General features: G+C 74.2%; 23 protein-coding genes. 12 read left to right on the forward strand and 11 right to left on the reverse strand.

Annotation, left to right across the window (positions count from 1 at the left end):
- Nucleotides 1-55: 55 nt before the first annotated feature.
- On the reverse strand, nt 56-4,702 hold the full coding sequence (locus ASG41_RS06540; RefSeq protein ID WP_056291525.1) for an ATP-dependent helicase: 4,647 nt from the start codon (nt 4,700-4,702) through the stop codon (nt 56-58).
- Nucleotides 4,703-4,784: 82 nt separating this feature from the next.
- On the opposite strand from ASG41_RS06540, the gene ASG41_RS06545 reads away from it, so the two are divergent.
- Nucleotides 4,785-5,930 (forward strand): acyl-CoA dehydrogenase family protein, encoded by a 1,146-nt coding sequence (locus tag ASG41_RS06545; RefSeq protein WP_056291528.1) that lies wholly within the window; start codon nt 4,785-4,787, stop codon nt 5,928-5,930.
- A 39-nt stretch (nt 5,931-5,969) separates the two neighbouring features.
- A complete protein-coding gene (locus tag ASG41_RS06550) occupies nt 5,970-6,164 on the forward strand; it encodes a DUF3046 domain-containing protein (RefSeq protein ID WP_056291530.1) in 195 nt (64 codons plus the stop codon).
- 21 nt (nt 6,165-6,185) lie between these two features.
- Here ASG41_RS06550 and ASG41_RS06555 read toward each other — a convergent pair whose 3' ends face one another.
- On the reverse strand, nt 6,186-7,043 hold the full coding sequence (locus ASG41_RS06555) for an NAD(P)H-binding protein (protein ID WP_056291531.1): 858 nt from the start codon (nt 7,041-7,043) through the stop codon (nt 6,186-6,188).
- Nucleotides 7,044-7,133: 90 nt separating this feature from the next.
- On the opposite strand from ASG41_RS06555, the gene ASG41_RS06560 reads away from it, so the two are divergent.
- The 3 genes from ASG41_RS06560 to ASG41_RS24585 all read left to right on the forward strand — a co-directional run bounded on the left by ASG41_RS06560 (nt 7,134) and on the right by ASG41_RS24585 (nt 10,343).
- Entirely contained in the window at nt 7,134-7,553 is a 420-nt protein-coding gene (locus ASG41_RS06560) for a helix-turn-helix domain-containing protein (protein ID WP_056291533.1), read from the forward strand.
- 205 nt (nt 7,554-7,758) lie between these two features.
- The gene (gene recA / locus ASG41_RS06565) at nt 7,759-8,793 is read left to right on the forward strand and encodes a recombinase RecA (RefSeq protein ID WP_056291535.1); all 1,035 of its coding nucleotides are present in this window, start codon (nt 7,759-7,761) and stop codon (nt 8,791-8,793) included.
- Between the two features lie 8 nt (nt 8,794-8,801).
- Nucleotides 8,802-10,343 (forward strand): RecX family transcriptional regulator, encoded by a 1,542-nt coding sequence (locus tag ASG41_RS24585; RefSeq protein ID WP_056291537.1) that lies wholly within the window; start codon nt 8,802-8,804, stop codon nt 10,341-10,343.
- An 80-nt stretch (nt 10,344-10,423) separates the two neighbouring features.
- On the opposite strand, the gene ASG41_RS06575 is transcribed toward ASG41_RS24585, so the two are convergent.
- The 5 genes from ASG41_RS06575 to ASG41_RS06595 form a co-directional block, all read right to left on the reverse strand.
- Nucleotides 10,424-10,933 carry a hypothetical protein gene (locus tag ASG41_RS06575; protein ID WP_056291539.1) on the reverse strand — a complete coding sequence of 170 codons (510 nt, stop codon included), beginning with the start codon at nt 10,931-10,933 and terminating at the stop codon, nt 10,424-10,426.
- Nucleotides 10,934-11,005: 72 nt separating this feature from the next.
- On the reverse strand, nt 11,006-11,899 hold the full coding sequence (locus tag ASG41_RS06580; protein ID WP_056291541.1) for an amino acid ABC transporter permease: 894 nt from the start codon (nt 11,897-11,899) through the stop codon (nt 11,006-11,008).
- Nucleotides 11,896-12,546, reverse strand: coding sequence for an amino acid ABC transporter permease (locus tag ASG41_RS06585; protein WP_056291543.1), 651 nt, complete (start codon nt 12,544-12,546; stop codon nt 11,896-11,898). The genes ASG41_RS06580 and ASG41_RS06585 overlap by 4 nt, the downstream gene beginning before the upstream one ends.
- 82 nt (nt 12,547-12,628) lie before the next feature.
- The gene (locus ASG41_RS06590) at nt 12,629-13,519 is read right to left on the reverse strand and encodes a glutamate ABC transporter substrate-binding protein (RefSeq protein WP_056291546.1); all 891 of its coding nucleotides are present in this window, start codon (nt 13,517-13,519) and stop codon (nt 12,629-12,631) included.
- 29 nt (nt 13,520-13,548) lie between these two features.
- Nucleotides 13,549-14,304: an amino acid ABC transporter ATP-binding protein gene (locus ASG41_RS06595; protein WP_056291548.1), complete on the reverse strand. Its 756-nt coding sequence runs from the start codon at nt 14,302-14,304 to the stop codon at nt 13,549-13,551.
- A 155-nt stretch (nt 14,305-14,459) separates the two neighbouring features.
- Here ASG41_RS06595 and miaB point away from each other — a divergent pair, with 155 nt between their 5' ends.
- On the forward strand, nt 14,460-15,941 hold the full coding sequence (miaB, locus tag ASG41_RS06600; protein ID WP_056291549.1) for a tRNA (N6-isopentenyl adenosine(37)-C2)-methylthiotransferase MiaB: 1,482 nt from the start codon (nt 14,460-14,462) through the stop codon (nt 15,939-15,941).
- Between the two features lie 63 nt (nt 15,942-16,004).
- Here the strand turns inward: miaB and ASG41_RS06605 are convergent, their stop codons facing one another.
- Nucleotides 16,005-17,813, reverse strand: coding sequence for a DUF349 domain-containing protein (locus ASG41_RS06605; protein ID WP_082556654.1), 1,809 nt, complete (start codon nt 17,811-17,813; stop codon nt 16,005-16,007).
- A gap of 39 nt (nt 17,814-17,852) precedes the next feature.
- On the opposite strand from ASG41_RS06605, the gene ASG41_RS06610 reads away from it, so the two are divergent.
- The 3 genes from ASG41_RS06610 to dapF are packed head-to-tail and all read left to right on the forward strand — an operon-like array spanning nt 17,853 to nt 20,388.
- The gene (locus ASG41_RS06610) at nt 17,853-18,602 is read left to right on the forward strand and encodes a hypothetical protein (protein ID WP_157519107.1); all 750 of its coding nucleotides are present in this window, start codon (nt 17,853-17,855) and stop codon (nt 18,600-18,602) included.
- A complete protein-coding gene (gene miaA, locus ASG41_RS06615; RefSeq protein WP_056291551.1) occupies nt 18,599-19,504 on the forward strand; it encodes a tRNA (adenosine(37)-N6)-dimethylallyltransferase MiaA in 906 nt (301 codons plus the stop codon). The genes ASG41_RS06610 and miaA overlap by 4 nt, the downstream gene beginning before the upstream one ends.
- Entirely contained in the window at nt 19,501-20,388 is an 888-nt protein-coding gene (gene dapF, locus ASG41_RS06620; RefSeq protein ID WP_235564577.1) for a diaminopimelate epimerase, read from the forward strand. The genes miaA and dapF overlap by 4 nt, the downstream gene beginning before the upstream one ends.
- Here the strand turns inward: dapF and ASG41_RS06625 are convergent.
- On the reverse strand, nt 20,385-20,630 hold the full coding sequence (locus ASG41_RS06625) for a hypothetical protein (protein WP_056291555.1): 246 nt from the start codon (nt 20,628-20,630) through the stop codon (nt 20,385-20,387). The genes dapF and ASG41_RS06625 overlap by 4 nt on opposite strands.
- Nucleotides 20,627-21,925 carry an MFS transporter gene (locus ASG41_RS06630; RefSeq protein ID WP_056291621.1) on the reverse strand — a complete coding sequence of 433 codons (1,299 nt, stop codon included), beginning with the start codon at nt 21,923-21,925 and terminating at the stop codon, nt 20,627-20,629. Before ASG41_RS06630 ends, ASG41_RS06625 begins: the two co-directional genes overlap by 4 nt.
- A gap of 172 nt (nt 21,926-22,097) precedes the next feature.
- Between ASG41_RS06630 and hflX the strand changes: the two genes are divergently transcribed.
- The 3 genes from hflX (at nt 22,098) to ASG41_RS06645 (ending at nt 25,482) form a co-directional block, all read left to right on the forward strand.
- Nucleotides 22,098-23,594 carry a GTPase HflX gene (hflX, locus tag ASG41_RS06635; RefSeq protein ID WP_056291557.1) on the forward strand — a complete coding sequence of 499 codons (1,497 nt, stop codon included), beginning with the start codon at nt 22,098-22,100 and terminating at the stop codon, nt 23,592-23,594.
- A 90-nt stretch (nt 23,595-23,684) separates the two neighbouring features.
- Entirely contained in the window at nt 23,685-24,398 is a 714-nt protein-coding gene (locus ASG41_RS06640; protein WP_235564578.1) for a phosphatase PAP2 family protein, read from the forward strand.
- 28 nt (nt 24,399-24,426) lie between these two features.
- Entirely contained in the window at nt 24,427-25,482 is a 1,056-nt protein-coding gene (locus tag ASG41_RS06645; RefSeq protein WP_235564580.1) for a hypothetical protein, read from the forward strand.
- 70 nt (nt 25,483-25,552) lie between these two features.
- Here the strand turns inward: ASG41_RS06645 and lexA are convergent, their stop codons facing one another.
- Nucleotides 25,553-26,254 (reverse strand): transcriptional repressor LexA, encoded by a 702-nt coding sequence (lexA, locus tag ASG41_RS06650; RefSeq protein ID WP_056291627.1) that lies wholly within the window; start codon nt 26,252-26,254, stop codon nt 25,553-25,555.
- Nucleotides 26,255-26,298 lie beyond the last annotated feature (44 nt).

A 26,298-nucleotide genomic window follows, 5' to 3' on the forward strand; every position in this document is an offset into this window, starting at 1 on the left:
CGGAGCGCCGAGTCGCCGAGTCGAGGTGTCGAGGTGTCGACTCGGCGCCGGCGGTTCAGCCGCGCAGTCGCAGCCCCCGGGGGGTGGCGGAGAACCCGGCCGCCTGCAGTGCCTCGGTGAGCGGACCGGACTCGTGCACCGAGGCCCCGTCGGCCTTCTGCACCGTCATCCGGCCCAGCGCGCCGGCGGCGACCGCGTTGGACAGCGCGGTCGCGGCCTCCTTGAGCCGCGTCTCGTCCTCGGTCCAGGACAGCAGGGTCTTCCCGCCGCGCTCGACGTAGAGCGTCAGCTCGCCGTCCACGAGGACCACCAGGGCGCCGGCCTTGCGCCCGGCGCGGTGGCCGGTCTGGGCCCGCTTCTTCGTGGTGCCCTCGCCCAGGTCGACGGCCTCGACGTCCGGGTCGGCAGCACCGGGGGCGCCCGGGGCGCCGGGCCGCTCGGGCCACGGCAGGGCCGCGCCGTAGACGTTGGCCGGGTCGGTCGCGGCCAGCACGACGGCGGGGACCGGGTTCCGGTCGGGGCTGGCGAAGCTGCGCAGCCGGTCGATCGAGCCCGGGGTGCCGAACTGGGCGGCTCCGAGGGTCTCGACGAAGTAGCCGCGGCGGGCCCGGCCGTTCTCCTCGTGGGCCCGCAGGATCGGGTAGACCGCGGAGAAGCCCCCCAGCACCTGCTCGGCCATGACGGCGCCCCGGGTGAGCACCCCGTGCCGCTCCAGCAGCGACTCGGTGCGGGCGTTGTTCCGCTTGGTCGAGTTCGTCTCCAGGTCCGGCAGCCGGGACCAGCGGCCGGCGACCATGGGCGGCCCGGTCCGGCTGGGCATCGCCGGGCGGCCGACCCGGGTGCGTCCGTACCGGGTCCGGTCCAGCCTCGGCCGGGGCGCCGCCGGGGCCTTCTTGTGCGCTCCGCCGCCGGCCAACCGGGCCCGTAGCGGGGCCAGGGTGTCGTTGGTCAGCGCGCCGGCCCACACGAGGTCCCAGACCGTCTCGGCGAACGCCTGGTCGTCGGTGGCACCCACCCGGTCGGACAGGCCGCGGAAGAACAGCGCCTGCCCACCGGCGAGCTCCTCCAGCACCTGCTGGCCCACCCCGCCCTCGTCCTGGGCGCCGAGCGGCGGCTCGGGCAGCAGCAGGGAGGCCAGGTCGGCCGGGACCAGGGTGATCCAGCCGTCGCCGCCGGCCAGCCCGCCGGCGCCGGCCCACAGCACCTCACCGGCGCTGGTCAGCTCGTCGAGCATCCCCGGCTGGTAGCCCTGCACCCGGGAGGGCAGCACCAGCGACTCCAGCGCCGAGGCGGGCACCAGCGCGCCGGCCAGCTGCTCGACGACGGCCAGCACGCCGTCGACCCCGCGCATCCGGCTGCCCACCGACTGCCAGGACGGCGTGTACCGGGCCAGCGTCTCGATCGGGACGGGCTCGACCTCCTGACGCAGCTTGGCCAGGCTGCGCCGCCGGATGGAGCGCAGCACCTCGGCGTCGCACCACTCCTGGCCCACGCCACCGGGCCGGAACTCCCCGGTGACGATGCGGCCGGTGCCGACCAGGCGCCCGATCGTCGTGGTCACCACCGCGACGCCCAGGCCCAGCCGGTCGGCGACCTCACCGGGCACGAACGGGCCGTGCGTCCGGGCGTACCGGCCGACCAGGTCACCCAGGGGGTCGGCGACCGGCTCGGTGAACACCTCGGGCACCCCGACCGGGAGCGCGGTGCCCAGCGCGTCCCGGAACCGGCCGGCGTCCTCGATCGCGATGTGCCGGTCCTGCCCGGCGATGCGCACCCGCAGCGCGCGCCGGGACACGACCAGTTCCTCCAGCCACTTCTGGCTGACCCCCCGGGCGGCCGCCTCCTCGGTGGTCAGGTCGCCGACCACGCGCAGCAGGTCGGCGCCGGCGTCGACGTCGCGGGGGTGCCGATCGGTGGGCAGTCGCTGCAGCTCGGCTTCGATCTCGGTGAGCGCGTCGCCGTCGAGCAGCTCGCGCAGCTCGGAGCGGCCCAGCAGCTCGGCCAGCAGGCCGGTGTCCAGCGCCAGTGCCTGGGCGCGCCGCTCGGCCAGCGGGGCGTCGCCCTCGTAGATGAACTGACCGACGTAGCCGAACAGCAGCGACTGGGCGAAGGGTGAGGCGGACTGGGTCTGCACGTCGGCGACCCGCACCCGGCGGGAGCGCACGTCGCTCATCAGCTCGACCAGGCCCGGCACGTCGTAGACGTCCTGCAGCACCTCCCGGACCGCCTCCAGGGTGATCGGGAAGGAGGAGAACTCGCTGGCCACGCTGAGCAGCTGGGCTGCGCGCTGGCGCTGCTGCCACAGCGGGGTGCGCCGGCGCGGGTCGCGGCGGGGGAGCAGCAGCGCCCGGGCCGCGCACTCCCGGAAGCGGCTGGCGAACAGCGCCGAGTTGCCGACCTCGGCGGTGACCTCCCGCTCGACGTCGTCGGGGTCCAGGATCGCGAGGTCGGCCTCGGGCGGCTCGCCGGTGGTGTCGGGCAGCCGCAGCACGATGCCGTCGTCGGCGTGCATCGAGGCGACGTCCACCCCGTAGCGCTCCCGCAGCCGGGCGGCCAGCACGAGGGCCCACGGGGCGTTGACCTGGGCGCCGAAGGGGGAGTGCACCACCAGCCGCCAGTCGCCCAGCTCGTCGCGGAACCGCTCGACCAGCAGCGTGCGGTCGTCGGGCAGGTGGCCGGTGGCGGCCTTCTGCTCGGCCAGGTAGGCCTGCAGGTTGGCTGCGCCCCAGTCGTCCAGGCCGGCGGCCCGGGCCCGCTCGAGCCCGGCGGCCGGGGTGGCGCCGCCGACCTCGCGCAGGAACGCGCCCAGCGCCCGGCCCAGCTCCAGCGGGCGGCCCAGGGTGTCGCCGTGCCAGAACGGCATCTTCCCGGGCTGCCCGGGCGCGGGGGTGACGAGCACCCGGTCGTGGGTGATCTCCTCGATCCGCCACGAGGAGGAGCCCAGCAGGAAGACGTCGCCCACCCGGGACTCGTAGACCATCTCCTCGTCGAGCTCACCGACGCGCCGTCCACCGGTCTCCCCGCCGCCGGAGACGATGAAGACGCCGAAGAGCCCGCGGTCGGGGATCGTGCCGCCGCTGGTGACGGCGAGCCGCTGCGCGCCGGTGCGGGGGGTGAGGGTGTCGGTGACCCGGTCCCAGGTCAGCCGGGGCCGCAGCTCGGCGAAGGCGTCGGAGGGGTAGCGGCCGGCGAGCATGTCCAGCACCGCGTGCAGGGCGGAGTCCGGCAGCGAGGCGAACGCCGCCGAGCGGCGCAGGATCCCGGCGACCTCGTCGACCGTGACGCCCTCGCCGGTCTGCGGGGGCACCGCCACGATGGCGACGATCTGCTGGGCGAGCACGTCGAGGGGGTTGCGCAGGTAGCGGATGGACTCGATGTCGCCGGACTTCATCCGCTCGGCCACGACGGCGGACTGCACCAGGTCGCCGCGGAACTTGGGGAACAACACCCCGCGGCTGACCGCGCCGACCTGGTGCCCGGCCCGGCCCACCCGCTGCAGGCCCGAGGCCACGTTCGGCGGGGACTCGACCTGGATGACCAGGTCCACCGCGCCCATGTCGATGCCCAGCTCCAGCGAGGACGTGGCGACGACGGCAGGCAGCTGCCCGGACTTCAGCGCCTCCTCCACCACCGCGCGCTGCTCCCGCGAGACCGACCCGTGGTGGGCGGAGGCGACCGGCTTGGCGTCCGGCGGCAGCCCGCCGCCACCCCCGGACTGGGCCATCAGCTGCGCCGCGTCCGCCCCGGCGGGGACGGTCTCCCCGGTGGCCCGCTCGTAGGCCAGCTCGTTGAGCCGGCTGGTGAGCCGCTCGGCCAGCCGGCGCGAGTTGGCGAACACGATGGTGGAGCGGTGCGCCTCGATGAGGTCCAGCACCCGCTCCTCGACCGCCGGCCAGATCGAGGTCCGGGGCTGCCCCCCGGCGGCCGAGCCCTCCAGCTCGCCGGCGGGCTGGCCGAGCTGGCTCATGTCCTCGACCGGCACGACGACCGAGAGGTCCCACTTCTTGGTCGACGGCGGGGCGACGACCTGCACGGGCCGGCCACCGGCCAGGAAGGTCGACACCTCGTCGATCGGCCGCACCGTTGCCGACAGCCCGATCCGCTGCGCCGGCTTGTCCAGCAGCGTGTCCAACCGGTCCAGCGAGACGGCCATGTGCGCCCCGCGCTTGCTGGCGCAGACCGCGTGCACCTCGTCGATGATCACCGTCTCGACCCCGCGCAGGGCCTCCCGGGCCTGGCTGGTCAGCAGCAGGAACAGCGACTCCGGGGTGGTGATCAGGATGTCGGTGGGGCGGCGGACGAAGGCCCGGCGCTCGTCGGCGGGGGTGTCCCCGGACCTGATGCCGACGGTGATCTCCGGCCGGGGCAGGCCCAGTCGGGCGGCCGCCTGGCCGATGCCGGTCAGCGGGGCGCGCAGGTTGCGTTCCACGTCGACGGCCAGGGCCTTGAGCGGGGACACGTAGAGGACGCGGCAGCGGGTCTTCTCGTCGGCCGGTGGGGTGGAGGCCAGCCGGTCCAGCGACCACAGGAACGCCGCCAGGGTCTTGCCCGAGCCGGTCGGGGCCACGACGAGGGCGTGCTCACCGCTGCTGATCGCCTGCCAGGCACCCTCCTGCGCCGTCGTCGGGCGGTCGAAGGCGCCGGTGAACCAGGCCCTGGTGGGCTCGGAGAACCGGTCGAGCGCGGACGGCTGCTGTGCCACGTCCTCCAGTGTCCACAGGGGTACGACAGGACCGCCTGGTGGAGGGCTGGAAACAGTCAGCGCTGTCTGTCACTCTCGGGCCATGCGCCGTCACCTGTACGAGGCCGACCACGATGCCTTCCGCGACACCGCGCGGACCTTCCTGGCGAAGAACGTCGTGCCCTTCCACGACCAGTGGGAGCGCGACAGCATCGTGCCGCGCGAGGTCTGGACGGCCGGTGGCGCCCAGGGCCTGCTGGGGATGGACCTGCCCGAGGAGCATGGCGGGGGCGGGGTCCGGGACTTCCGCTACAACGCCGTCCTCGGGGAGGAGCTGCAGCGGATCGGCGCCAGCGGCGTCGGCTTCACCCTGCACAACGACGTCACCGGCCCCTACCTGCGGGACCTGGCCACGCCCGAGCAGCAGGCCCGGTGGCTGCCCGGGGTGTGCAGCGGTGAGCTCATCACCGCGATCGCGATGACCGAGCCGGGCACCGGCAGCGACCTGCAGGGCATCACGACCACCGCCCGGCGGGACGGCGAGGGCTGGGTGCTCAACGGCTCCAAGACGTTCATCACCAACGGCATCAACGCCGACCTGGTGATCGTGGTGGCCCGCACCGACCCCGACGCCCCGGCGTCCAGGGGCACCAGCCTGCTGGTGGTCGAGCGGGACCAGCCCGGCTTCGTGCGCGGCCGCAACCTGGACAAGGTCGGGCTCAAGGCCCAGGACACCGCGGAGCTGTTCTTCGAGGACGTGCGGGTGCCGGCGGAGAACCTGCTGGGCACCGAGGACAGGGGGTTCCTGCACCTGATGGAGAACCTGCCCCAGGAGCGGCTGTCGATCGCGGTCGGCGCGGTGGCGGCGGCCGAGACCGTGCTCGCGCAGACCGTCGAGTACGTCTCCACCCGCACGGCCTTCGGCAAGCCGGTGGGCAGCTTCCAGAACAGCCGGTTCGTCCTGGCCGAGCTGCAGACCGAGGTGTCGATCGCGCGCACCTTCGTCGACGAGTGCATCACCCAGCTCAACGCCGGCGACCTGACCGCCACGGACGCCGCGATGGCCAAGTGGTGGACGACGGACCTGCAGAACAAGGCCGCCGACCGCTGCCTGCAGCTGCACGGCGGCTACGGGTACATGACCGAGTACCCGGTGTCCAAGGCCTGGCGCGATGCCCGCGTGCAGTCCATCTACGGCGGCACGAACGAGATCATGAAGGAGATCGTCGGCCGGTCCATGGGCCTCTGACGCACGTCGCTGCCCGGGGCGCCCGGGTAGCGTGTCGGCGTGCGACTGCAGGAGTTCTGGACACGGATGCGGGAGCAGTTCGGCGACCTGCGGGCCGAGAGCATCAGCCGGGACCACCACTTCGCCGAGCTCGGTGGCCGCAGCGCGGTGGGCGCCATCGACGCCGGTGTCCAGGTGCGGACGGTCTGGTTGGCCGTCTGCGAGGAGTTCGACGTCCCGGCGCGGGTGCGCTGACCCGCACCGGGACGCCAGGGCTCAGCGGCCCAGGACGATCGCGACGTGCTCGGCCAGCGTGCGGGTGGGGCGGCCGGTGAGGGCGGAGATGCCCTTCCCGCCGGTGTCCAGCTCGCCGGCGGCGATGCCGGTGTCGATCGCGGCCACGAAGCCCGCGGTGCCCTCGTCCAGGCCGACGCCGGTCAGCAGGGCGACGTGCTCGTCGGTGGGCAGGTCCTGGTGGGTGACCCCGGTGCCGGTCTGCCGGCCGATCTCGGTGGCCAGGTCGGCCAGTGCCATGGGGGAGTCCCCGTCCAACTCGATGGTCGCCGGGGCGACCTCGGGGGCGGTGAGGACGGCGACGGCGGCCGCGGCGAAGTCCGCGCGCGACGCCGGCCAGACGACCCCGCCGTGGGTGCTGCCGGCCAGCCGGCCGGTGGCCGCTGCCTGCCCGATCGTGGCGTCGTAGTTCTCCCAGTACCAGTTGTTGCGCAGCACGACGACCGGCAGCCCGCTGTCGGCCAGCAGCTCCTCGGTGGCCTTGTGCTCGGGGGCCAGGACGAGGGAGCTGGTGAGCGCGCGGGGGGCGGAGGTGTAGGCGAGCAGCTGGACCCCGGCGGCCTTCGCAGCCTCGATGACGTTGGTGTGCTGGGCGACCCGCTGACCGACCTCGCTGCCCGACACCAGCAGCAGCCGGTCGGTGCCGGCGAGGGCGACGTCCAGCGAGGCGCGGTCGCTGTAGTCGGCGACGGTGACGACGACGCCCAGCTCGCTCAGGTCGGTGGCCCTGGCGGCGTCGCGGACGAGGGCGGTGACCTCGGCGGCCGGGGTGCCGGCCTCGAGCAGGCCGGTGACGACGAGACGGCCGAGCTGGCCGGTGGCTCCGGTGACGGTGATCATGGCACTTCCCTCTCGATGTGCACTAACTCCCGGTTAGTGCTTTCGACGAGAACGTACACTGGTCTGCACACCCGTCGAGAGGAGGGCGCCGTGAGCGTCAGCACGTCCGGCCCGCGCCCGTCCCCGGACCGCGCGGCGGACCCCGTCGAGCAGCTCGCTGCCGACGTCTTCTCGCGTCGGTGCACCTCGCGCGAGGCTCTGGAGCACGTCACCGGCAAGTGGTCGCTGCTGGCCCTGACGGCACTGCTGGACCAGCCGCACCGCTTCGGGGAGCTCCGCCGCCGGGTCGACGGGGTGAGCGAGAAGATGCTCTCCCAGAGCCTGCAGACCCTCGAGCGAGACGGCTGGGTGCACCGCGAGGTCCGCTCGACCATCCCGCCGCACGTGGAGTACCGGTTGACCGATGCCGGCCGCGAGCTGGCCCCCCGGCTGCTGGCGCTGATCACCTTCGTCGAGGCGGCCGTGCCCGCGGTGCACGCCGCCCGGGCGGAGCACGACACCCGGGACTGAGCTCCCGCTCCCTGGGCGACACGCCCGTCCGGCGTGTCGCTGGATTCGAACAGGTGTTCGTCCTACCGTTGTCGTCCACAGGCCGATCGTGGATCCACAGATCCCTCCGACCGTCCGGTTTTGTCGGACCCCCGCCCTAACGTCGGTCCCGACCCGCTCAGCAGCTGGACGACTCACCAGCGCGACGAACCCGAAGGTGGACCCCATGGCAACCCTGGACCGCGACAAGGCCCTCGACATGGCCCTCGCCCAGATCGACAAGCAGTTCGGCAAGGGCTCCGTCATGCGCCTGGGCGACTCGCCCGAGGTCGCCATGAAGGTGATCCCGACCGGCTCGATCGCCCTCGACATCGCCCTGGGCGTGGGCGGCCTGCCCCGCGGCCGCGTGGTCGAGGTCTACGGCCCCGAGGCCTCGGGCAAGACGACGGTCGCCCTGCACGCGGTGGCCAACGCCCAGGCCTCCGGCGGCATCGTGGCCTTCATCGACGCCGAGCACGCGCTGGACCCCGACTACGCCCGCGCCATCGGCGTGGACACCGACGCCCTGCTGATCAGCCAGCCCGACACCGGTGAGCAGGCCCTGGAGATCGCGGACATGCTGATCCGCTCCGGCGCGCTGGACCTCATCGTCATCGACTCGGTCGCGGCCCTGGTGCCCCGCGCGGAGATCGAGGGCGAGATGGGTGACAGCCACGTCGGTCTGCAGGCCCGCCTCATGAGCCAGGCCCTCCGCAAGATCACCGGTGCGCTGAGCAACTCGGGCACGACCTGCATCTTCATCAACCAGCTGCGCGAGAAGGTGGGCGTGGTCTACGGCTCGCCCGAGGTCACCACCGGTGGCCGTGCGCTGAAGTTCTACTCCTCGGTCCGGCTGGACGTCCGCCGCATCGAGACCCTGAAGACGGGCACGGACGCCGTCGGCAGCCGGGTCCGGATCAAGGTCGTCAAGAACAAGGTGGCCGCGCCCTTCAAGCAGGCCGAGCTGGACCTCATCTGGGGCACCGGCTTCAGCCGTGAGGGCGGCCTCATCGACATCGGCGTCGAGCAGGGCTTCGTGCGCAAGTCCGGCGCTTGGTACACCTACGACGGCGACCAGCTGGGCCAGGGCAAGGAGAACGCCCGCGGCTTCCTCCGGGACAACCCGGACCTGGCCGACGAGATCGAGAAGAAGATCAAGGAGAAGCTCGGCATCGGTGCGCGGCTGGACGCGCCGGCCGCCGCCGCTCCCGCCGACTTCTGAGTCGGTCCGTGGCTCCCTCGGACCACGACCCCGCCCGGGACGTCGACAGCTGGGACCCCTGGGCCGACGAGAGCCAGGACCCGGCACCGTTCGCCGACCGCGACGAGGACCAGAGCGCGAGCTCCCGTCCTCGTCGCGGCGGGGAACGGGCGGTCGAGCGCGACGCGGACGTGTTGTCCGCCCCGCTGACCCCGTCGGTGTCCGCCGGCGGGGTGGTCGACCTCGACCAGCTCACCGGGGACACCCCGGCGCCCGAGCGGCCGGCCCGGCGTCGCTCGGCCGCGGGCGGGACGACGCGGTCGCGCAAGCCCACCGGACGTCCACCGGCGGCCCCGGTGGACGCGGGGGCAGCGGGCACGTCGGAGGAGTCCGGTCAGGAGGAGCCGACCGCCGCGCAGCGTCGCACGAGCTCCTCCCTCGGCAGCCCGAAGCGGGGCTCGGGCAACAGCTCGTTCGGGAGGCCGAAGCCCGGCTCCGGCAACAGCTCCTTCGCCCGGCCCGAACCGGGTGGCGCCTCCAGCTCCTTCGGTCAGCGCAGTGGCGCGGGGAGCTTCGGCAAGCGGTCCTCGGGCGGCAGCTCGTTCGGTGACGGCGGGTCCTCCGGGTTCGGCCGCAGCGGTGGCAAGAAGAAGTCGCGGCAGAAGACCTGGGGCATCCAGCTCGACGCCGAGATCGAGGAGCCCACCCCGGTGGACCCCGACGCCCCCCGCGTCTTCGACGCCGCGGCCGCTGCCGAGGAGGAGGCCGCCGACGAGCGGCGTCGTGCCCGGGCCGCCGGCGGTACCGGCGCCGCCCGCGGTCGCTCAGGTTCCTTCGACCGGCCTCGACGACCCGCCGGGGAACCGGCCCCCGAGCTCGAGGACCCCGAGGCCACTGCCCGCCAGCTCTGTCTCACCGCACTCACCGGTGCGGCGAAGACCCGCCAGCAGCTGGCCACCATGCTCGCCGAGCGCGACGTCCCCGAGGACGCCGCCACCGCCGTCCTGGACCGGTTCCAGGAGGTCGGGCTCGTCGACGACGCCGCCTACGCCGCGGCCTGGATCAGCTCCCGGCAGACCGGACGAGGGCTGTCCAAGCGGGCGCTGGCCCAGGAGCTGAAGACCAAGGGCATCGACCCCGAGGTGGCCGCGGTCGCCCTGGAGGCCGTGGACCCGCAGGACGAGTGGGACACCGCTCGCGCACTGGTCGCCAAGAAGGTGCCCTCGATGCGGCGGCTGGACACCGTGACCGCCACCCGGCGGCTCGTCGGGATGCTCGCCCGCAAGGGCTACGGCGGCGGGCTCGCGGCGATCGTCGTCCGGGAGGCCCTGGAAGCCGACGGCCAGGCCGAGGACGCCGCAGCCGTCGCCGACGACGCCCCGCCGGAGCTGCCCGACACCGGCGCGCCGACCGGGGACGTCGACGAGACGCCGGTGCGACTGGGTCGCTGGTCGGGCACGCCGCTGCTCGACGACGACACCGAGGTCGGCGAGGGCCTCACCCAGGACGCGGCCGCCCGGTCGGGTCCGGCGGCCCGGCGACGCAGCAGCTTCGGCAACCGCGGCCGCTGACGCCCGACCCCGCCCCAGGTGGGAGGGCGTCAGCGCTGCGCCCCGTCCGGCCGATCAGCTGCCGGCGGGGCGGAGCGGGATCAGTGCGCCAACCAGGCCGCGACGTCGACAGCGGTGCCGGCGGGGGAGTCCTCGTCCGCGACCAGCCACAGCGGGTCGGAGGGGCGGCCCTCGGTGAGCCACTGCTGGATGGCCACGTCGAACGCCGACGTGGTCGCCGCGAGCGCAGCCGTCCCACCGGCCGCCCCGACCGGAGGCGCAGCGGCAGCCGGGCCCAGGAACGTCACGTCGGACTCGTCGCCGTCGGACCAGCGCAGCACCACCCGGCAGCGCGAGCGCCGGTGACGGGCCGGCGGTACCGCTTCGCGGACGACCGCGGACTGGGCACCCGCCGCCGAGGCGAACCCCGGCGCCGCCGACCGGAGCCGGCTGACGAAGAGCTGCTCGGGATCCGCGACCGACCGGCTCGAGAGGGCCACCTCGTCGGTGGCGTGAGCGGGCAGGTCGTGCGGGGGCTGGGCGTGCGTGGGCTGGGCGCGCGGGGGCGGGGCGTGAGCGGGCAGGGCGTGCGCTGCTGGGTCGTCGTCCATGACCGGTCCAGTCTCACCCCGGACACGGCTCGGCCCCGGGAGCGGCGCGCTCCCGGGGCCGAGTGTGTGGCGTCAGACCCGCTGGGTGTCCCCGGCGACCGGCGGCGTCCCGGCGGTCATGTCCACGGCCGTGGTGGCGGCGACCTTGGCACTGCGGTCGGTCCGCTTCTCGATGGCCTTCGCCAGCTGGGACAGCAGCACGTTGACCACGATGTAGATCAGGCCGGCGGCCACGTAGAGCTGGAAGGTGTAGATCGGGCCGAACTGGAAGTTCAGCGTCTCCACCAGGCTCCGCGCGGTCCGCAGCAGCTCCAGGTAGCCCACGATGAAGCCCAGCGAGCTGTCCTTGAGCAGCACCACCAGCTGGGCCACCAGCACCGGCAGCATCCGGCGCACGGCCTGGGGCACCAGCACCGACGTCATGACCTGCCACTTGCGCAGACCCAGGCCGTAGGCGGCCTCGCTCTGCCCGCGGTCCACCGACAGGATCCCGGCCCGGATGATCTCGGCCAGCACCGCCATGTTGTAGAGCGTCAGGCCCAGCGCCAGCGCACCGAAGGCACTGATCGAGACACCGACCTGGGGCAGGAAGAGGAAGCAGAACAGGATCAGCACCAGCAGCGGCACCGCACGGAAGAACTCGATGACCACGGTCACCGGCACCCGCACCCACACGTGGTCCGACAGGCGGCCCACGGCGAGGAACGCGCCCAGCACGGTCGCGGCGACCATCCCGACGGCGGCCACCTGCAGGGTGTTCAGCAGCGCCTCCAGCAGCCGCTGGGGCACGTTGGTGCGGGTGTCGAAGAGCACCGCCCAGCGGGAGGGGTCCAGCTGGCCGTTGCTGCCCAGCCGCCAGAGCACCAGGCCCACCAGGACGGCCACGACGACGCCGCCCAGGACGGTGCCCAGGCGCTGCCGGCGACGGGCCTTCGGGCCGGGGACGTCGAACAGGACGCTGGTCATCGCAGGACCGCCAGTCGACGCTCGAGGACACGGATCCCCCATGCGGAGGGGAGCGTGATGATCAGGTAGCCGACCACCACCGCGGCGAAGACCAGCACGAGCTGGTCGGCGTTGGCGTTGGCCAGCCGCTGCAGCGTGGCGGTGAGGTCGGTGACCGCGAAGCCGGCGGCGATGGAGGTGTTCTTCGCCAGCGCGATCCACACGTTGCCCAGCGGCGGCACGACGGTGCGGAAGGCCTGGGGGAGCACCACGGTGGTCAGGCTCTGCCGGAAGTCCAGCCCGAGTGCCCGCGCGGCCTCGGCCTGCCCGGGCGGCACGGCGTTGATGCCAGACCGCAGCGCCTCGCAGACGAAGGCGGCGGTGTAGAGCGACAGCGCGGCGACCGCGGTGATGAACCGGCTGGGGAACTGCAGGTCGATCTGCACGATCCCGAACGCCAGGAAGAAGAAGACGACGGTGAGGGGCGTGTTGCGGAAGGTCTCGACGTAGAACGTCGCCAGCCCTCGCAGTGCCACCACCGGGCTCACCCGCATGGCCACCAGCACGGTGCCCAGCACGAGGGCCAGCAGTCCGCTGACCACGGTCAGGGCCAGGGTGGTCAGGAAGGCGTCCCGCAGCAGCGGGAAGTTGTCGGCCAGGAACGACACCCGGGCTCCTCTCGGTCAGTGGGGGTGGCGCGACCGGGGCCGCCGACGACCCGTCAGGTCGCCGGCGGCCCCGGTCGGTGGATCAGTAGCGGTCGACGGCCGGCGGCTCGGGCGCCGGCTCACCGGTGATGGCACCGGCGGTGGCGTCCCAGGCGGCCTCCCACGAACCGTCCTCGAAGGACTGCTCGAGGGTGTCGTTGAGGAAGTCGCGGAACTCGGTGTCGCCCAGGGTCAGGCCGATGCCGTAGGGCTCCTCGGTGAACGGGTTGCCGACGAGCTCGAAGGCGTCCGGGTTCCCGGCGACGAGGCCGGTGAGGATGACGTTGTCCGTCGTCACGGCGTCGACGTTGCCGTTGAGCAGGTCGTCGGCGCACTTGGAGTAGACGTCGTACAGCGTGAGGGTGGCCTCGGGGTAGTTCGTCCGGATGTTCTCCGCGGGGGTCGAGCCCTCGACCGAGCAGACGTTGAGGCCGGCGAGGTCGTCGGGGCCCTCGATGCCCTCGGGGTTGCCCGAGGCGACCATGATGTCCTGCCCGGCCTCGTAGTACGGCCCGGCGAAGTCCACGACCTGCTTGCGGGTGTCGTTGATCGTGTACGTCGCGATGACGATGTCGACCTGGCCGTTCTGGATGAAGGGCTCGCGGTTCGCCGACACGGTCTCGGTGAACTCGATCTGGTCCTCGGACAGGCCCAGCTCGGCGGCGATGATCTTCGCCATCTCGACGTCGAAGCCCTCGGGGGTGCCCTCGGTGTTGGCCAGGCCGAAGCCGGGCTGGTCGATCTTGGTGCCGACGCGGAGCACGCCGGCCTCGTTGATCTCGGCCATGGTGGTGCCGGCCTCGAAGGAGACGTCCTCCTGGACCTCGACGGTGTTCTCCGCCGCGTCCTGGGCCTGGTCGCCGGCTTCGCTGGAGCAGCCGGTGAGCACGACGCCGAGAGCTGCGGCCGCAGCCGCGTACCTGGTGAGACGCATGTGTCCTCTTCTCGTGGGGGTGCGGTGGGTCAGTGGTTGAGGATCTTGGACAGGAAGTCCTTGGCCCGGTCGCTGGTGGGGGCCGTGAAGAAGGTCTCGGGGTCGCTGGACTCGACGATCCGGCCGCCGTCCATGAACACGACCCGGTTGGCGGCCCGGCGGGCGAAGCCCATCTCGTGGGTGACCACGACCATCGTCATGCCGTCGGCGGCGAGCCCGACCATGACCTCGAGGACCTCGTTGATCATCTCGGGGTCCAGGGCGGAGGTGGGCTCGTCGAAGAGCATCACCTTGGGGTCCATGGCCAGTGCGCGGGCGATGGCCACGCGCTGCTGCTGCCCGCCGGAGAGCTGGGCGGGCACCTTGTCGGCCTGGTGGCCCACGCCGACCCGGTCCAGCAGTTCCCGGGCGCGCTTCTCGGCGGCTGCCTTGGACTGCTTGCGGACCTTGATTGGGCCCAGCGTGACGTTCTCGAGGATCGTCTTGTGGGCGAAGAGGTTGAAGCTCTGGAACACCATGCCGACGTCGCTGCGCAGCGCCGCCAGCTCCTTGCCCTCGGCGGGCAGCGGGGTCCCGTCGATGGTGATCTCGCCCTGCTCGATGGACTCGAGGCGGTTGATCGTGCGGCACAGGGTCGACTTGCCCGACCCGGACGGACCGATGACGACGACGACCTCGCCGCGGTCGATGGTCAGGTCGACGTCCTGCAACACGTGCAGATCGCCGAACCACTTGTTGACACCGGTCAGGCGGACGAGCGGATCTGTCGTGGTCGGGCTGGTCACGATCGCCGACCCTAGGGTGGCCCCGGTTCCGGGAACGGGCCCTGGCGATCACGAAGCTGTAACGAAGCTGCGGCGTCGTCGTGAGTTCCCGGTGACCACGAGGCGTCGGTCACGCTCTCCCGCCCACGGCTGGGCGCCGTACCCTCGCTGTCGTCATGACGAGCACCCAGACCGAGCCGAGCCACCGCACCTACCGGGTCCGCACCTACGGCTGCCAGATGAACGTGCACGACTCCGAGCGCCTGTCGGGCCTGCTGGAGGACGCCGGCTACACCGCGGCCGGTGACGGCGACGAGGCCGACGTGGTCGTGCTGAACACGTGCGCCGTGCGGGAGAACGCGGACAACAAGCTGTACGGCAACCTGGGTCAGCTGCGGCCGGTGAAGGCCGGGCACCCCGGCATGCAGATCGCCGTGGGCGGCTGCCTGGCCCAGAAGGACCGGGCCACCATCGTGGACCGCGCCCCCTGGGTCGACGTCGTCTTCGGCACCCACAACGTGGGCTCGCTGCCGGCGCTGCTGGACCGTGCCCGGCACAACGCGGAGGCCCAGGTCGAGATCAAGGAGGCATTGGAGGTCTTCCCGAGCTCCCTGCCGGCCAAGCGGGACAGTGCCCACTCGGGCTGGGTGTCGATCAGCGTGGGCTGCAACAACACCTGCACGTTCTGCATCGTGCCGGCGCTGCGCGGGAAGGAGCGCGACCGCCGGCCCGGGGACGTGCTCGCCGAGGTGCAGGCGCTGGTCGACCAGGGCGTGCTCGAGGTGACCCTGCTGGGGCAGAACGTCAACGCCTACGGCGTCGAGTTCCGCGAGCGGGGCGCCTTCGCCGACCTGCTGCGCTCCGCCGGCCGGATCGAGGGACTGGAGCGCATCCGGTTCACCAGCCCGCACCCGCGCGAGTTCACCGACGACGTCATCGAGGCGATGGCGCAGACCCCGGCGGTCTGCCACCAGCTGCACATGCCGCTGCAGTCCGGCTCCGACGACGTGCTGCGCCGGATGCGGCGCGGCTACCGGGCCGAGCGCTACCTGGGGATCATCGACCGGGTGCGGGCCGCGATGCCCGATGCCGCGATCACCACCGACGTCATCGTGGGGTTCCCCGGGGAGACCGAGGCGGACTTCCAGGGCACCCTGGACGTCGTCGCGGCCAGCCGGTTCTCCAGCGCGTTCACCTTCCAGTACTCCAAGCGACCCGGCACGCCGGCCGCCGACATGGAGGGCCAGCTGCCCAAGGAGGTCGTGCAGGAGCGCTACATGCGCCTCACCGCTCTCCAGGACGAGATCAGCTGGGCCGAGAACCAGGCCATCGTCGGCCGCACCGTCGAGCTGCTGGTGGCCTCGGGGGAGGGCAGCAAGGACGCCGACCGCGGCCGGCTGTCCGGCCGGGCCCGGGACGGCCGGCTGGTGCACTTCGCCTCGGCGCCGGGCGTGCGCCCCGGTGACGTCGTCGAGACGGTGGTGACCGGCGGCAAGCCGCACTTCCTGCTCGCTGACGGCCCCCTGCTCTCGCACCGCCGCACCCGCGCCGGGGACGCCGGGGAGGCCGGCGTGCGCCCGACGACGACGGGGGTCGGGCTCGGCATGCCGGGCATCGGGCTGCCGGCCCCGCTGCCGGCGGCCGTCGGCTGCGCCTGACCCCGGAGACCGACGAGCCCCCCACCGGCATCCGGTGGGGGGCTCGTCGGGCAGTGCGGGGGATCAGCGGCGGGAGCCGGCCTTCTCCGCGGCGGCCAGGAACTCCTGGCGGCTGGCGAGGTTGGCCTCGGCGTCGGCGATCCGCTTGGCGTCACCGGCGGCGCGGGCCTTGGTGAGCTGCTCCTGCGCCTTCTCCGCCGCCGCGCGCAGCGAGGTCAGCATCGGGTTCTCGGCCACGGCCCGGGGGCGGAAGCCCTCGGCGGCGCCGCGCACCTTCTCCTCGACGGCCTGCATGCGGTCCTCCAGGGAGCGCATGACCTCGCGCGGCACGTGGCCGATCGCGTCGTAGCGCTCCTGGATCTTGCGCAGCGCGGCCTGGGCGCCACGGAGGTCGCGGGTCGGGTCGATCTTCTCGGCCTCGGCCAGCAGCGCCTCCTTCTGCTCCTGGTTGCCCTTCTGCTCGGAGTTGCGTGCCTTGTCGGACTCCGCGCGGGCGGCGAAGAAGACGTCCTGGGCGGCCCGGAACTTCTTCCACAGGTCGTCGTCGGTGTCCCGGCCGGTGCGGGGCACGGCCTTCCAGCGGTCCATCAGCGCCCGCATCGCGGCGCTGGTCGGGCCCCACTCGGTGGAGGTCGACAGCTTCTCCGCCTCGGCGATGAGCTCGCTCTTGGCGGCGCGCGACTCCCCGCGCTGCACGTCGAGGGCGGCGAAGTGCGAGCCGCGACGGCGGCCGAAGGCGTCCCGGGCGGCGGCGAAGCGCGTCCACAGCGCCTCGTCGGTCTTCCGGTCGATGCCCTTGATCGTCTTCCACTCCTCGACGATCGCCTTCAGGCGGTCGCCGGCGGCCTTCCACTGGCTGGACTCGGCGGCGATCTGCTCCGCCTCGGCGGCCAGGGCCTCCTTCTTGGCGATCTGCTCGACGCGGGCGGCGGCCTTCTCGGCGCGGCTCACGGCGGCAGCGCCCTCGGCGGCGTCGATGATCGTGCCGAGGCGGGAGGCCAGGGCCGGGAGGTCACCGACGACGTCGGCGGTCGGCACCTGCTCGGCCAGCGCCTGCGCCTTGGTGCGGATCTCACCGGGGTTGCCGGTGTGCGCCCGCAGCCGGGCCTCCAGCAGGCCGACCTCGGTGGCCAGGTCGTCGTAGCGACGGCCGTAGTGGGCCAGGCCCTCGGCGGGCTCGCCGGCCTGCCAGGACCCGACGACGCGCTCGCCGCCGTCGGCGGTGCGCACGTAGACGGTGCCGTCGTCGTCGACCCGGCCCCACGTCGAGGGGTCCGAGGCCGGGGCGCGGGGCTGCGGCGGGGTGGGCACCCGGGCCGGGGCGGGGGTGGCGACGTCGGCGGTCTCGCCGGTCACCTCGGCGGAGGCGGTCCCGGTGCCCTCGGTGGCCGTGGGGTCGCCGGCGGCACCGTCGGGCGCGGGGGAGGCGACGGCGTCGGAGGCCTCGGTGACCTCGGCCTCGGAGGGGACGACGACCGGCTCCTCGACGGCGGCGCCGTCGGGGGCCTCGGAGGTGGCGTCGGTGGTCTCGGCGGTCTCGCTGACGTCGAGCAGGTCACCCTCGGCGGGCACGTCGGCCGCGGCCAGCACCTCGGCGGCGTCGGGGACCTCGACCGGGTCGGCCGGGGCCTCGGTCGCGTCCTCGGACGAGGCTCCGGTGGAGGCCTCGGTGAGGGCCTCGGTGGAGGGCGGGGCGTCGCTCGTCGGGTCGGCCACCGCGGCGTCCGCGGGGGCGTCCGCGGACGGGGTGCCGGCCTCGGGGGTCACCGCCTCGGACCCGCCCGGGGTCGCCTCGGACGCCGGCGTCACCCCGGTCGTCGACTCCTCGTTCGGCTGCTGCGCTCCGTCTGCGGTGTTCTCCGTGCTCGACACACCCCGAGTCTCCCACGTGCGATCGGCGACACTCCCCCCGTGAGTCCCGACGCCACGTCCTCCCGCCCCGTGGCGGTCGCGTTCTGTCCGCACCCGCCGCTGCTGCTGCCCGCGCTGGAGGGAGCACCGACCCCGGCGACCGACCGGTTGCGGATCGCGTGCTCCGACGTCGTGGCCACCGTCCTGGGGGTGGACCCCGACGTCGTCCTCGTGGTGGGGGAGGGCCCCAACGGCGTGCGGTACGGCGACGGGGACGCCGGGGACCTGCGGCCCTGGGGCGCCACGGGCCGCCAGCCGTTCTCGGGTCGGGTCCGGCCCGGGGGCCGCGAGCTGCCGCTGGCCCACACGGTCGCCGCCTGGCTGCTGGACCGCGCCGGGTACGCCGGGACCCGGTTGGGGGTGGCCCCCGACGACCTGGACGCGGCGTTGCTCGACCTGCCGGGACCGGTGGCGCTGCTGGCGATGGGCGACGGGTCCGCGCGCCGCTCCGACAAGGCCCCCGGGCACCTGGACCCGGCCGCCGAGGGCTTCGACGCCGCGGTCGCCGACGCCCTCGCCGCCGGGGACGCCGGTGCCCTGGCAGCGCTGGACCCGGTCGAGGGGGACCGGCTGATGGCCTCGGGCACCGCGACCTGGCGGGCGGTCGGGGCGGCGCTGGCCGGCGTCCCCACCACGGCCCGGCTGGTGCACGCCGCCGCACCGCACGGCGTCGGCTACCTCGTCGCCGACTGGGTGCTGGCGCACGTCCCGGACGGCGTCCCGGGCTGGCTGACCCGGGGGGAGGGGTGAGCGGGCCGCCGGTCGTCGCCGTCGTCGGGCCGACCGCCACGGGCAAGACCGCCCTGGCGGTGGCGCTGGCGCACCGGCTGGGTGGTGAGGTCGTCAACGCCGACTCGATGCAGCTCTACCGCGGCATGGACGTCGGCACCGCCAAGCCGACCCCGGCCGAACGGGACGGCGTGCCGCACCACCTGATGGACCTGTGGCACGTCCGGGAGCCCGCCAGCGTGGCCGAGTACCGGGACCGCGCCCGGGCCGAGATCGACCGGCTCCGCACCGCGGGGACCGTGCCGCTGCTGGTCGGCGGGTCCGGCCTGTACGTGCGGGCGGTCCTCGACGAGCTGGACTTCCCCGGCACCGACCCGGCCGTCCGCGCGCGGCTGGAGGCCGAGCTGGCCGACGTCGGGTCGGGCGTGCTGCACGCCCGGCTGGCGCAGGTCGACCCGGCCGCGGCGGCCGCCGTCCTGCCCAGCAACGGACGCCGGCTGGTGCGGGCCCTCGAGGTCGTCGAGATCACCGGGCGCCCCTTCACCGCCTCGATGCCCCAGCCGCGCCCGCACTACCCGGCGGTCACGATCGGCCTGGACCGGGAGCCTGCCGAGCTCGACGAGCGGGTCGCGGTGCGGGTGGACCGGATGTGGGACGCCGGTCTGGTGGAGGAGGTGACGGCGCTGGCGGCCGACGGCCTCCGGGAGGGGCCGACGGCCTCCCGGGCGCTGGGCTACGCGCAGGTGCTCCGCCAGCTGGACGGCGAGCTGACCCCCGAGGCGGCCCGGGAGGAGACGGTGCGCACCACCCGGCGCTTCGTCCGCCGGCAACGGTCCTGGTTCCGCCGTGACGCCGCCACGACGTGGCTGGACGCCGGCGACCCGGACCTGCTGTCCCGGGCGCTCTCTACGATCGGGGCGTGACTGGACCGCGGGTGCTCAAGGGGCACGGCACCGAGAACGACTTCGTCGTGCTCCCCGACCCCGACGGTGACGTCTGGCCCGAGAGCCGGCTGGACGGCGCGCTGGTCCGCCGGCTGTGCGACCGGCAGGGTGGGCTGGGTGCCGACGGCGTGCTCCGGGTCGTCCGCAGCGAGCACGTGCCCGACGCCGCCGCCGTCCTGGGGGACGCCCTCGGTGACTGCACCTGGTTCATGGACCACCGCAACGCCGACGGCTCGCACGCCGAGATGTGCGGCAACGGGATCCGGGTCTACCTGCACGTCCTGCTCACCGAGGGGCTGCTGTCCCGCGCGGAGGCCCTGGCCGGGGTGCTCGTGGGCACCCGCGGCGGGCCGCGCCGGGTCGGGCTGGGGGAGTCGGGCTACCGGGTGGAGATGGGTGCGGCGCGCCCCTTCGGCCGCGGTGAGGCCCAGCTGGGTGGCCGGCTGTTCCCCGGGATCGGCGTCTCCATGGGCAACCCGCACCTGGCCTGCCTGACCGACGTGGCGGTCGACTCGCTGGACCTGACGGTGCAGCCGCGGGTCGACGCCGCGCTGTTCCCCGAGGGCGTCAACGTCGAGCTGGTCAACGTGCTCGACGCGCAGGAGGGGCCGGCGGGCACCACCGCCCACGTCCGGCTGCGGGTCTTCGAGCGGGGCGTGGGGGAGACCCGCTCGTGCGGCACCGGTGCCTGCGCGGCGGCGTACGCGGCCCTGGAGGCCGGCGGCCGGGACGCCGGCACGGTCACCGTCGACGTGCCGGGCGGCCGGCTGACCGTGGAGGTCGCCCCGGACAGCACGGTGCTGTCCGGGCCGGCCGTCGTCGTCAGCAGCGGGACGCTGACTGCGGAGTGGCTGGGGGCCTAGACCGCGTCCGCGCCGTCCGCGGGGGGCTTGTCGCCGGCCCGGTCGGCGTCGTCCCCGGGGGGCGGGCTCTGCGCGGGACGGCGCTGGCTGCTGCCCGGGTCGTAGCTGCCGTGCTCGGGCAGCGTGCCCGCGGCGGAGAACAGGTCGCGCGGCGGGTCCAGGCCCGCCGGGTCGCGGCCCGGGTCGTCGTCGGTGCCGGGTGTGGTGTCCGGGGTGGTGTCCTCGGTGGTCTCGTCGGTCATGCCGGGGGGCTACCCGGTGACGCCGCGGACGACTCCTGCACCGGCCCGGCGTCCCACTCGTCGGGCAGGTCGCGCATGCCCGCCAGCGGGCTCAGCAGCACCGGCAGGGCGGCCAGCAGCTGGCCGGCGACGGCCACCCACAGCGCCGGGACGACGCCGACCGCCGTCCCCAGCACCCCGCCCAGCAGCCCGCCGACCGGCATGGTGCCGAAGACCAGGAACCGGACCGAGGCGTTCATCCGGCCCAGCAGGCCCGGTGGGCACAGCCGCTGCCGGAAGCTGACCTGCACGACGTTGTAGACCACCACCGCCCAGCTGCCGGCGATGCTGCCGCCCACGAGCAGGGCCAGCCGGACGGTGCCCTCGGCCAGCGACGCGAGCGGGGTGAGGGAGGCGGCGAGCCCGAAGGCCACCGCGGACAGCGGGATGGTCCGGCCGTCCCCGACCCACCGGGCGAACGGCGCCGCCGTGCCGGCGCCGAGCAGGCCGCCGGCGGCACCGGCGGACAGCACCAGACCGAGGGTGGACTCCGAGAGCCCCAGCGTCCGCAGGACGTAGATCGCCAGCAGCGTGCCGGTGATCGCCCCGAAGAGGTTGCCGGTGCCGGTGCACGCCACGATCCGGCGCAGCAGCGGGTGGCCCACGACGAAGGCCAGGCCCTCCCGGACCTCGACCCGCAGCCGGCGGCGGGAGCTGCGCGCGGGCACGACGTCCCCGTGGTGGATCCGGCCGACCGCGGCCGCCGACAGCAGGTAGCCCACCGCCGTCACCACGATCAGCAGCGGGGCGGCCACCACCCGCAGCAGGACCCCGGCCAGCCCGGGCCCGGCGACCTGGGCGACGGCCCGGCTGATCTCCAGCTTCCCGTTGCCGTCGGTGAGTTGGCTGCGGTCGACCAGTGAGGGCAGGTAGCTCTGGTAGGCGACGTCGAAGAAGACGGTGGCGGTCCCGACGACGGCGGCCACCACGAACAGCTGCCCGAGGGTCAGCGCGTCCAGCAGGTACGCCACCGGGATGGTCAGCAGCGCCAGCGCCCGGACGACGTCGGCCCGCACCAGCACCCGTTGCCGGCGCCACCGGTCCACCCACGCACCGGCCGGGAGCGCGATGAGCAGGAACGCCGCCGTCTCCAGCGCCGTCAGCACGCCCATCTCCAGCGGGCTGGCCCCGAGCACCGCGACGGCGACCACCGGGAGGGCGACGCCGACGACCTGGGTGCCGACGTGGCTGGCGGTCTCGGCGACCCACAGCTGCCGGAAGCCGCGGTGCCGCCAGAGGCTGCGGGGGGCGGTCACGGGGGCAGCCTGCTGCGCCGGTCCGGCCACGGTCAACGGGGTCCCCTGGGCTCCGGGCACCCGCTGTACGGGCGCGAGATGCACCCCGTGGGATGACCTGGGAGCTCCCCGGCGTTGTCACCAGCAGGAAGTCAGGTGCCCCGGAGGCCGGGGCGTGACACGCTGGGAGACGATGACGACAGCACAGAACCGGGCCATCCTCGAGGACGCCGCCGCACGCGCCGACAAGGCAGCCGTGACGGCGCTCCCGACCGAGACCCGGCCCGCCCCGCGCGGGCAGTGGGACACCCCCGACGAGACGACCGGCTCCTACGCGCTCGAGGAGCGCGGGGCCCTGCGTCGCGTCGCCGGGCTGTCCACCGAGCTCGCCGACGTCACCGAGGTCGAGTACCGCCAGCTGCGCCTGGAGCGCGTCGTGCTGGTCGGGGTCTGGACCGAGGGGACGGCCGCCGACGCCGACCGGTCGCTCGCCGAGCTGGCCGCCCTGGCCCAGACGGCGGGCTCCGAGGTGCTCGAGGCGGTCAGCCAGCGCCGGGACAAGCCCGACGCCGGCACCTACGTGGGCTCGGGCAAGGCCGCGGAGATCCGCGAGATCGTGGCCGCGACCGGCGCCGACACGGTGATCTGCGACGGCGAGCTGACCCCCGGTCAGCTCAACCAGCTGGAGAAGATCCTCAAGGTCAAGGTGGTCGACCGGACCGCGCTGATCCTGGACATCTTCGCCCAGCACGCCTCCAGCCGGGAGGGCAAGGCCCAGGTCGAGCTCGCCCAGATGCAGTACATGCTGCCGCGGCTGCGCGGGTGGGGTGAGTCGCTGTCCCGGCAGGCCGGTGGTCGTGTCGCCGGCGGTGGCGGCATCGGCACCCGTGGTCCCGGTGAGACCAAGATCGAGACCGACCGGCGGCGGATCCGGGCCCGGGTGAGCAAGCTGCGCCGGGAGATCGCCGGCATGGCGACCGCCCGGACCACGCAGCGCAACAGCCGGGACCGCAACCAGACCCCCTCGGTCGCGATCGCCGGGTACACCAACGCCGGGAAGTCGAGCCTGCTCAACCAGCTCACCGACGCCGGTGTCCTGGTCCAGGACGCGCTCTTCGCCACCCTGGACCCGACGGTCCGCCGGGCCGAGACGCCCGACGGCCGGGACTACACGCTCACCGACACCGTGGGCTTCGTGCGGCACCTGCCGCACCAGTTGATCGACGCCTTCCGCTCGACGCTGGAGGAGGTGGCCGCCGCCGACCTGCTGGTGCACGTCGTCGACGGCTCCGACCCCGACCCGCTGGGCCAGATCGACGCGGTGCACGTGGTGCTCTCCGAGATCGACGCGGCCTCGGTGCCCGAGCTCATCGTGGTGAACAAGATCGACGCGATGGACGAGGACGACGTCCTCACCCTGCGTCAGGCGCTGCCCGGTGCGCACTGGGTCTCGGCCCGCACGGGGGAGGGGATGGCGGCCCTGCGCGACGTCATCGCCGCCCGGCTCCCGCACCCCGACGTGGACGTCGACGTGCTCGTGCCCTTCGACCGGGGTGACCTGGTCGCCCGGGTCCACCGCGACGGCGAGGTCCTCAGCGAGGACTTCTCCTCCGAGGGCACCCGGTTGCACGCCCGTGTCGACGGCGCCCTCGCCGCCGCCCTGGGCGAGTTCGTGGCCCCGGTCGCCTGACGGCGACCGGCTGACCCCGGCACCTCCCCGCCGTCGCCCGGCGGCGGGGAGGTCACGGGATGGTCACGGAACTGCCGGTACGGTGGCGAGGTGACGACCGCCCCTGCCGCTGCCCCGTCCCGGGGACCGGCGGTCATCGGCGTGGGCCGGCCGGCCTGGTGGTCGGTGGGGCTGGCGGTCGTGGTCACCGTGCTCGTGACGGTCGACCTGCTCGCGCGGGGCACGCTGGAGCGGATGGACCTGCAGGTCTCGGAGGTCGTCAGCTCCTGGGGGCTGCGTGACTCGGTCCTCTACTGGCCGGTGTGGGTCCTCACCCAGGCCGGCGGGCGGGTCACCATCCTGCTCGTCCTCGCCGTGCTGGTGGGGTGGACCTGCATCCGGCAGCGGACGATCGTCCCGCTGCTCCGGGTGCTGGTCGCGCTGGCCCTGCTGACCGCGGTGGTCTACGCCTTCAAGTTCGGCACCGGCCGCACCGCGCCGGCCTACCCGGGGTCCTTCTTCCACCGCGACGGCGCCTCGTACCCCTCGGGGCACGTCGCCAACGCCGTCCTGATGTGGGGCGTGGCCCGGTGGCAGGCGGTCGAGTCCGGTCTTCCCGCAGCGGTCCAGCGTGGCCTCTGGGTGCTCAGCGTCTTCGGTCCCGTTGTGACGGGTGTGGCCATGGTGGCCCTTGACTTCCACTGGGTCACCGATGCCGTGGTCGGGGCGGCTGTGGGCCTCGTCCTGCTGGGCGTGGTGCACGCACTCGACGCAATCGTCCTGTCACGCTTCGTACGTGCCCGAGCCGGTCGACCGACTGTCTGAGGCCCCCGTCCGCCGGTCGAGGGCCCTGGTGGCGACCCTCGCGGCCGCCGGCCTCCTGCTCGGCCCCTTCCTCCCCGGGTCCTTCCTCTCCCCGGGGCTGGCCCAGGCGCCCGGCGAGGTCGTCACCGCCGCCGCCGAGGAGACCGTCGCGCCCTACAGCGAGCCGACGACACCGTGCTCGGTGACCGACGCGCGCCTGCCGGAGATCTCCGGGCTGGCCACCTCCGGTGACACGACGCTGGCGATGAACGACGGCGGGGACGCCGTCACCGTGTACGTGCTGGACGCCGCCTGCACGGTCGTCGCCGAGCGCACGGCCGCCGTGGACCCCTACGACCCCGAGGACATGGCGCTCGCCGCCGACGGGACCGTCTGGATCGCCGACACCGGCGACAACCGGGCCACCCGGGAGACCGTCGCGCTGATCGCGCTGCGCCCCGACGGTGCCGCGGAGGTCTTCCGGCTCTCCTACCCCGACGGCGCGCACGACTCCGAGGCGCTGCTCCTCGCCCCCGACGGCACCCCCTACCTGGTGACCAAGGAGGTCCTGGGCAGCAGTGGCGTCTACCGCCCCGCCACGGCCCTCGACGCCGGCACGACCGTCGCGCTGGAGCGGGTCGGGGACCTGACGCTGGAGCTGACCGGCACGTCGGGCGGCCCGGTGGGCCGCGCCGGGCAGCTGATGGTGACCGGTGGCGCGGTCAGTGCCGACGGCGCCGCTGTGGCGGTGCGCACCTACACCGACGTGCTGGTCTGGCCCCTGGCCGGTTCCGACGTCGCAGGCGCCCTGGCGACGCCGCCGGCCCGGGTCGCGCTGCCGGACTCCCCGCAGGGCGAAGCCGTCACGTTCGCGGCCGACGGGCGCAGTCTCGTGGTCTCCGGCGAAGGGCTCCCGGCCGCGGTGACCGTCGTCCCGGCTGTGGGCGCGCTCGCCCCGGCTGCAGCCACCGGCCCGGCAGCCGTCTCCGCGCAGGCCCTGACCGAGGACGGCAGCACCGGCCTGTCGCCCTGGACGGCCGGGCTCATCGCAGCGGTCGCCGCGGCGGTGCTGGTCTGGACGACGGGCAAGCTCCGCCGCCGCTGACCTCCTGCGCCACGGGGCGGACGCCGGTCGAGGCGCCCGACCCGAGGCCGGTGGGGGTGGTCCAGCTGCCTCAGACGCGACGCAGGACGGTCACCACACGGCCCAGGACCGTGGCGTCGTCCCCCGGGATGGGCTCGAAGGCCGGGTTGTGCGGCATCAGCCACACGTGGCCGTCGCGCCGCTTGTAGGTCTTGACGGTCGCCTCACCGTCGATCATCGCAGCGACGATCTCGCCGTTCTCGGCCGTGGCCTGCTGGCGGACGACGACCCAGTCGCCGTCGCAGATGGCGGCCTCGATCATCGACTCGCCGGTGACCTTGAGCATGAAGAGCGTGCCCTCGCCGACGAGCTCCTTGGGGAGCGGGAAGACGTCCTCCACGGCCTGCTCGGCCAGCACCGGGCCACCGGCGGCGATCCGGCCGACGAGGGGGACGTAGGTCGGCACCGGGGCGCTGGGGTCGTCGACGCCGCTGCCGGCGCCCGCCCCGGCGAGCGCGGCGGGGGAGGAGTCGGCGTCGGGGTGGTCCCCGGGCAGCCGGACGTCCAGGGCGCGCGGCCGGTTGGGGTCCCGGCGCAGCCAGCCCTTCTTCTGCAGGACCGAGAGCTGGTGGGCCACCGAGGACGCCGAGGACAGGCCCACGGCTTCCCCGATCTCGCGCACGGAGGGCGGGTAGCCGCGACGCTCGATCGAGTCGCGGATGACCTCCAGGACGCGGCGCTGACGCTGGGTCAGGCCGTCGCCGGCCTCGCTGCGGTCGGGGAACTCCCGCACCGACGCGCCGGTCGCCTCCTCGGCGGCCCCGGTGGTGGCCGGCG

The organism is Modestobacter sp. Leaf380, from assembly GCF_001424485.1.
In the GTDB taxonomy this organism is placed as follows: domain Bacteria; phylum Actinomycetota; class Actinomycetes; order Mycobacteriales; family Geodermatophilaceae; genus Klenkia.

Excerpts from the sequence above, each read along its gene's own strand:
- ASG41_RS06545 (WP_056291528.1), top strand. The coding sequence starts at position 4,785 with ATGCGCCGTCACCTGTACGAGGCCGACCACGATGCCTTCCGCGACACC.
- ASG41_RS06555 (WP_056291531.1), bottom strand. The coding sequence starts at position 7,043 with ATGATCACCGTCACCGGAGCCACCGGCCAGCTCGGCCGTCTCGTCGTC.
- recA (WP_056291535.1), top strand. The coding sequence starts at position 7,759 with ATGGCAACCCTGGACCGCGACAAGGCCCTCGACATGGCCCTCGCCCAG.
- ASG41_RS06575 (WP_056291539.1), bottom strand. The coding sequence starts at position 10,933 with ATGGACGACGACCCAGCAGCGCACGCCCTGCCCGCTCACGCCCCGCCC.
- ASG41_RS06580 (WP_056291541.1), bottom strand. The coding sequence starts at position 11,899 with ATGACCAGCGTCCTGTTCGACGTCCCCGGCCCGAAGGCCCGTCGCCGG.
- ASG41_RS06590 (WP_056291546.1), bottom strand. The coding sequence starts at position 13,519 with ATGCGTCTCACCAGGTACGCGGCTGCGGCCGCAGCTCTCGGCGTCGTG.
- miaB (WP_056291549.1), top strand. The coding sequence starts at position 14,460 with ATGACGAGCACCCAGACCGAGCCGAGCCACCGCACCTACCGGGTCCGC.
- ASG41_RS06625 (WP_056291555.1), bottom strand. The coding sequence starts at position 20,630 with ATGACCGACGAGACCACCGAGGACACCACCCCGGACACCACACCCGGC.
- hflX (WP_056291557.1), top strand. The coding sequence starts at position 22,098 with ATGACGACAGCACAGAACCGGGCCATCCTCGAGGACGCCGCCGCACGC.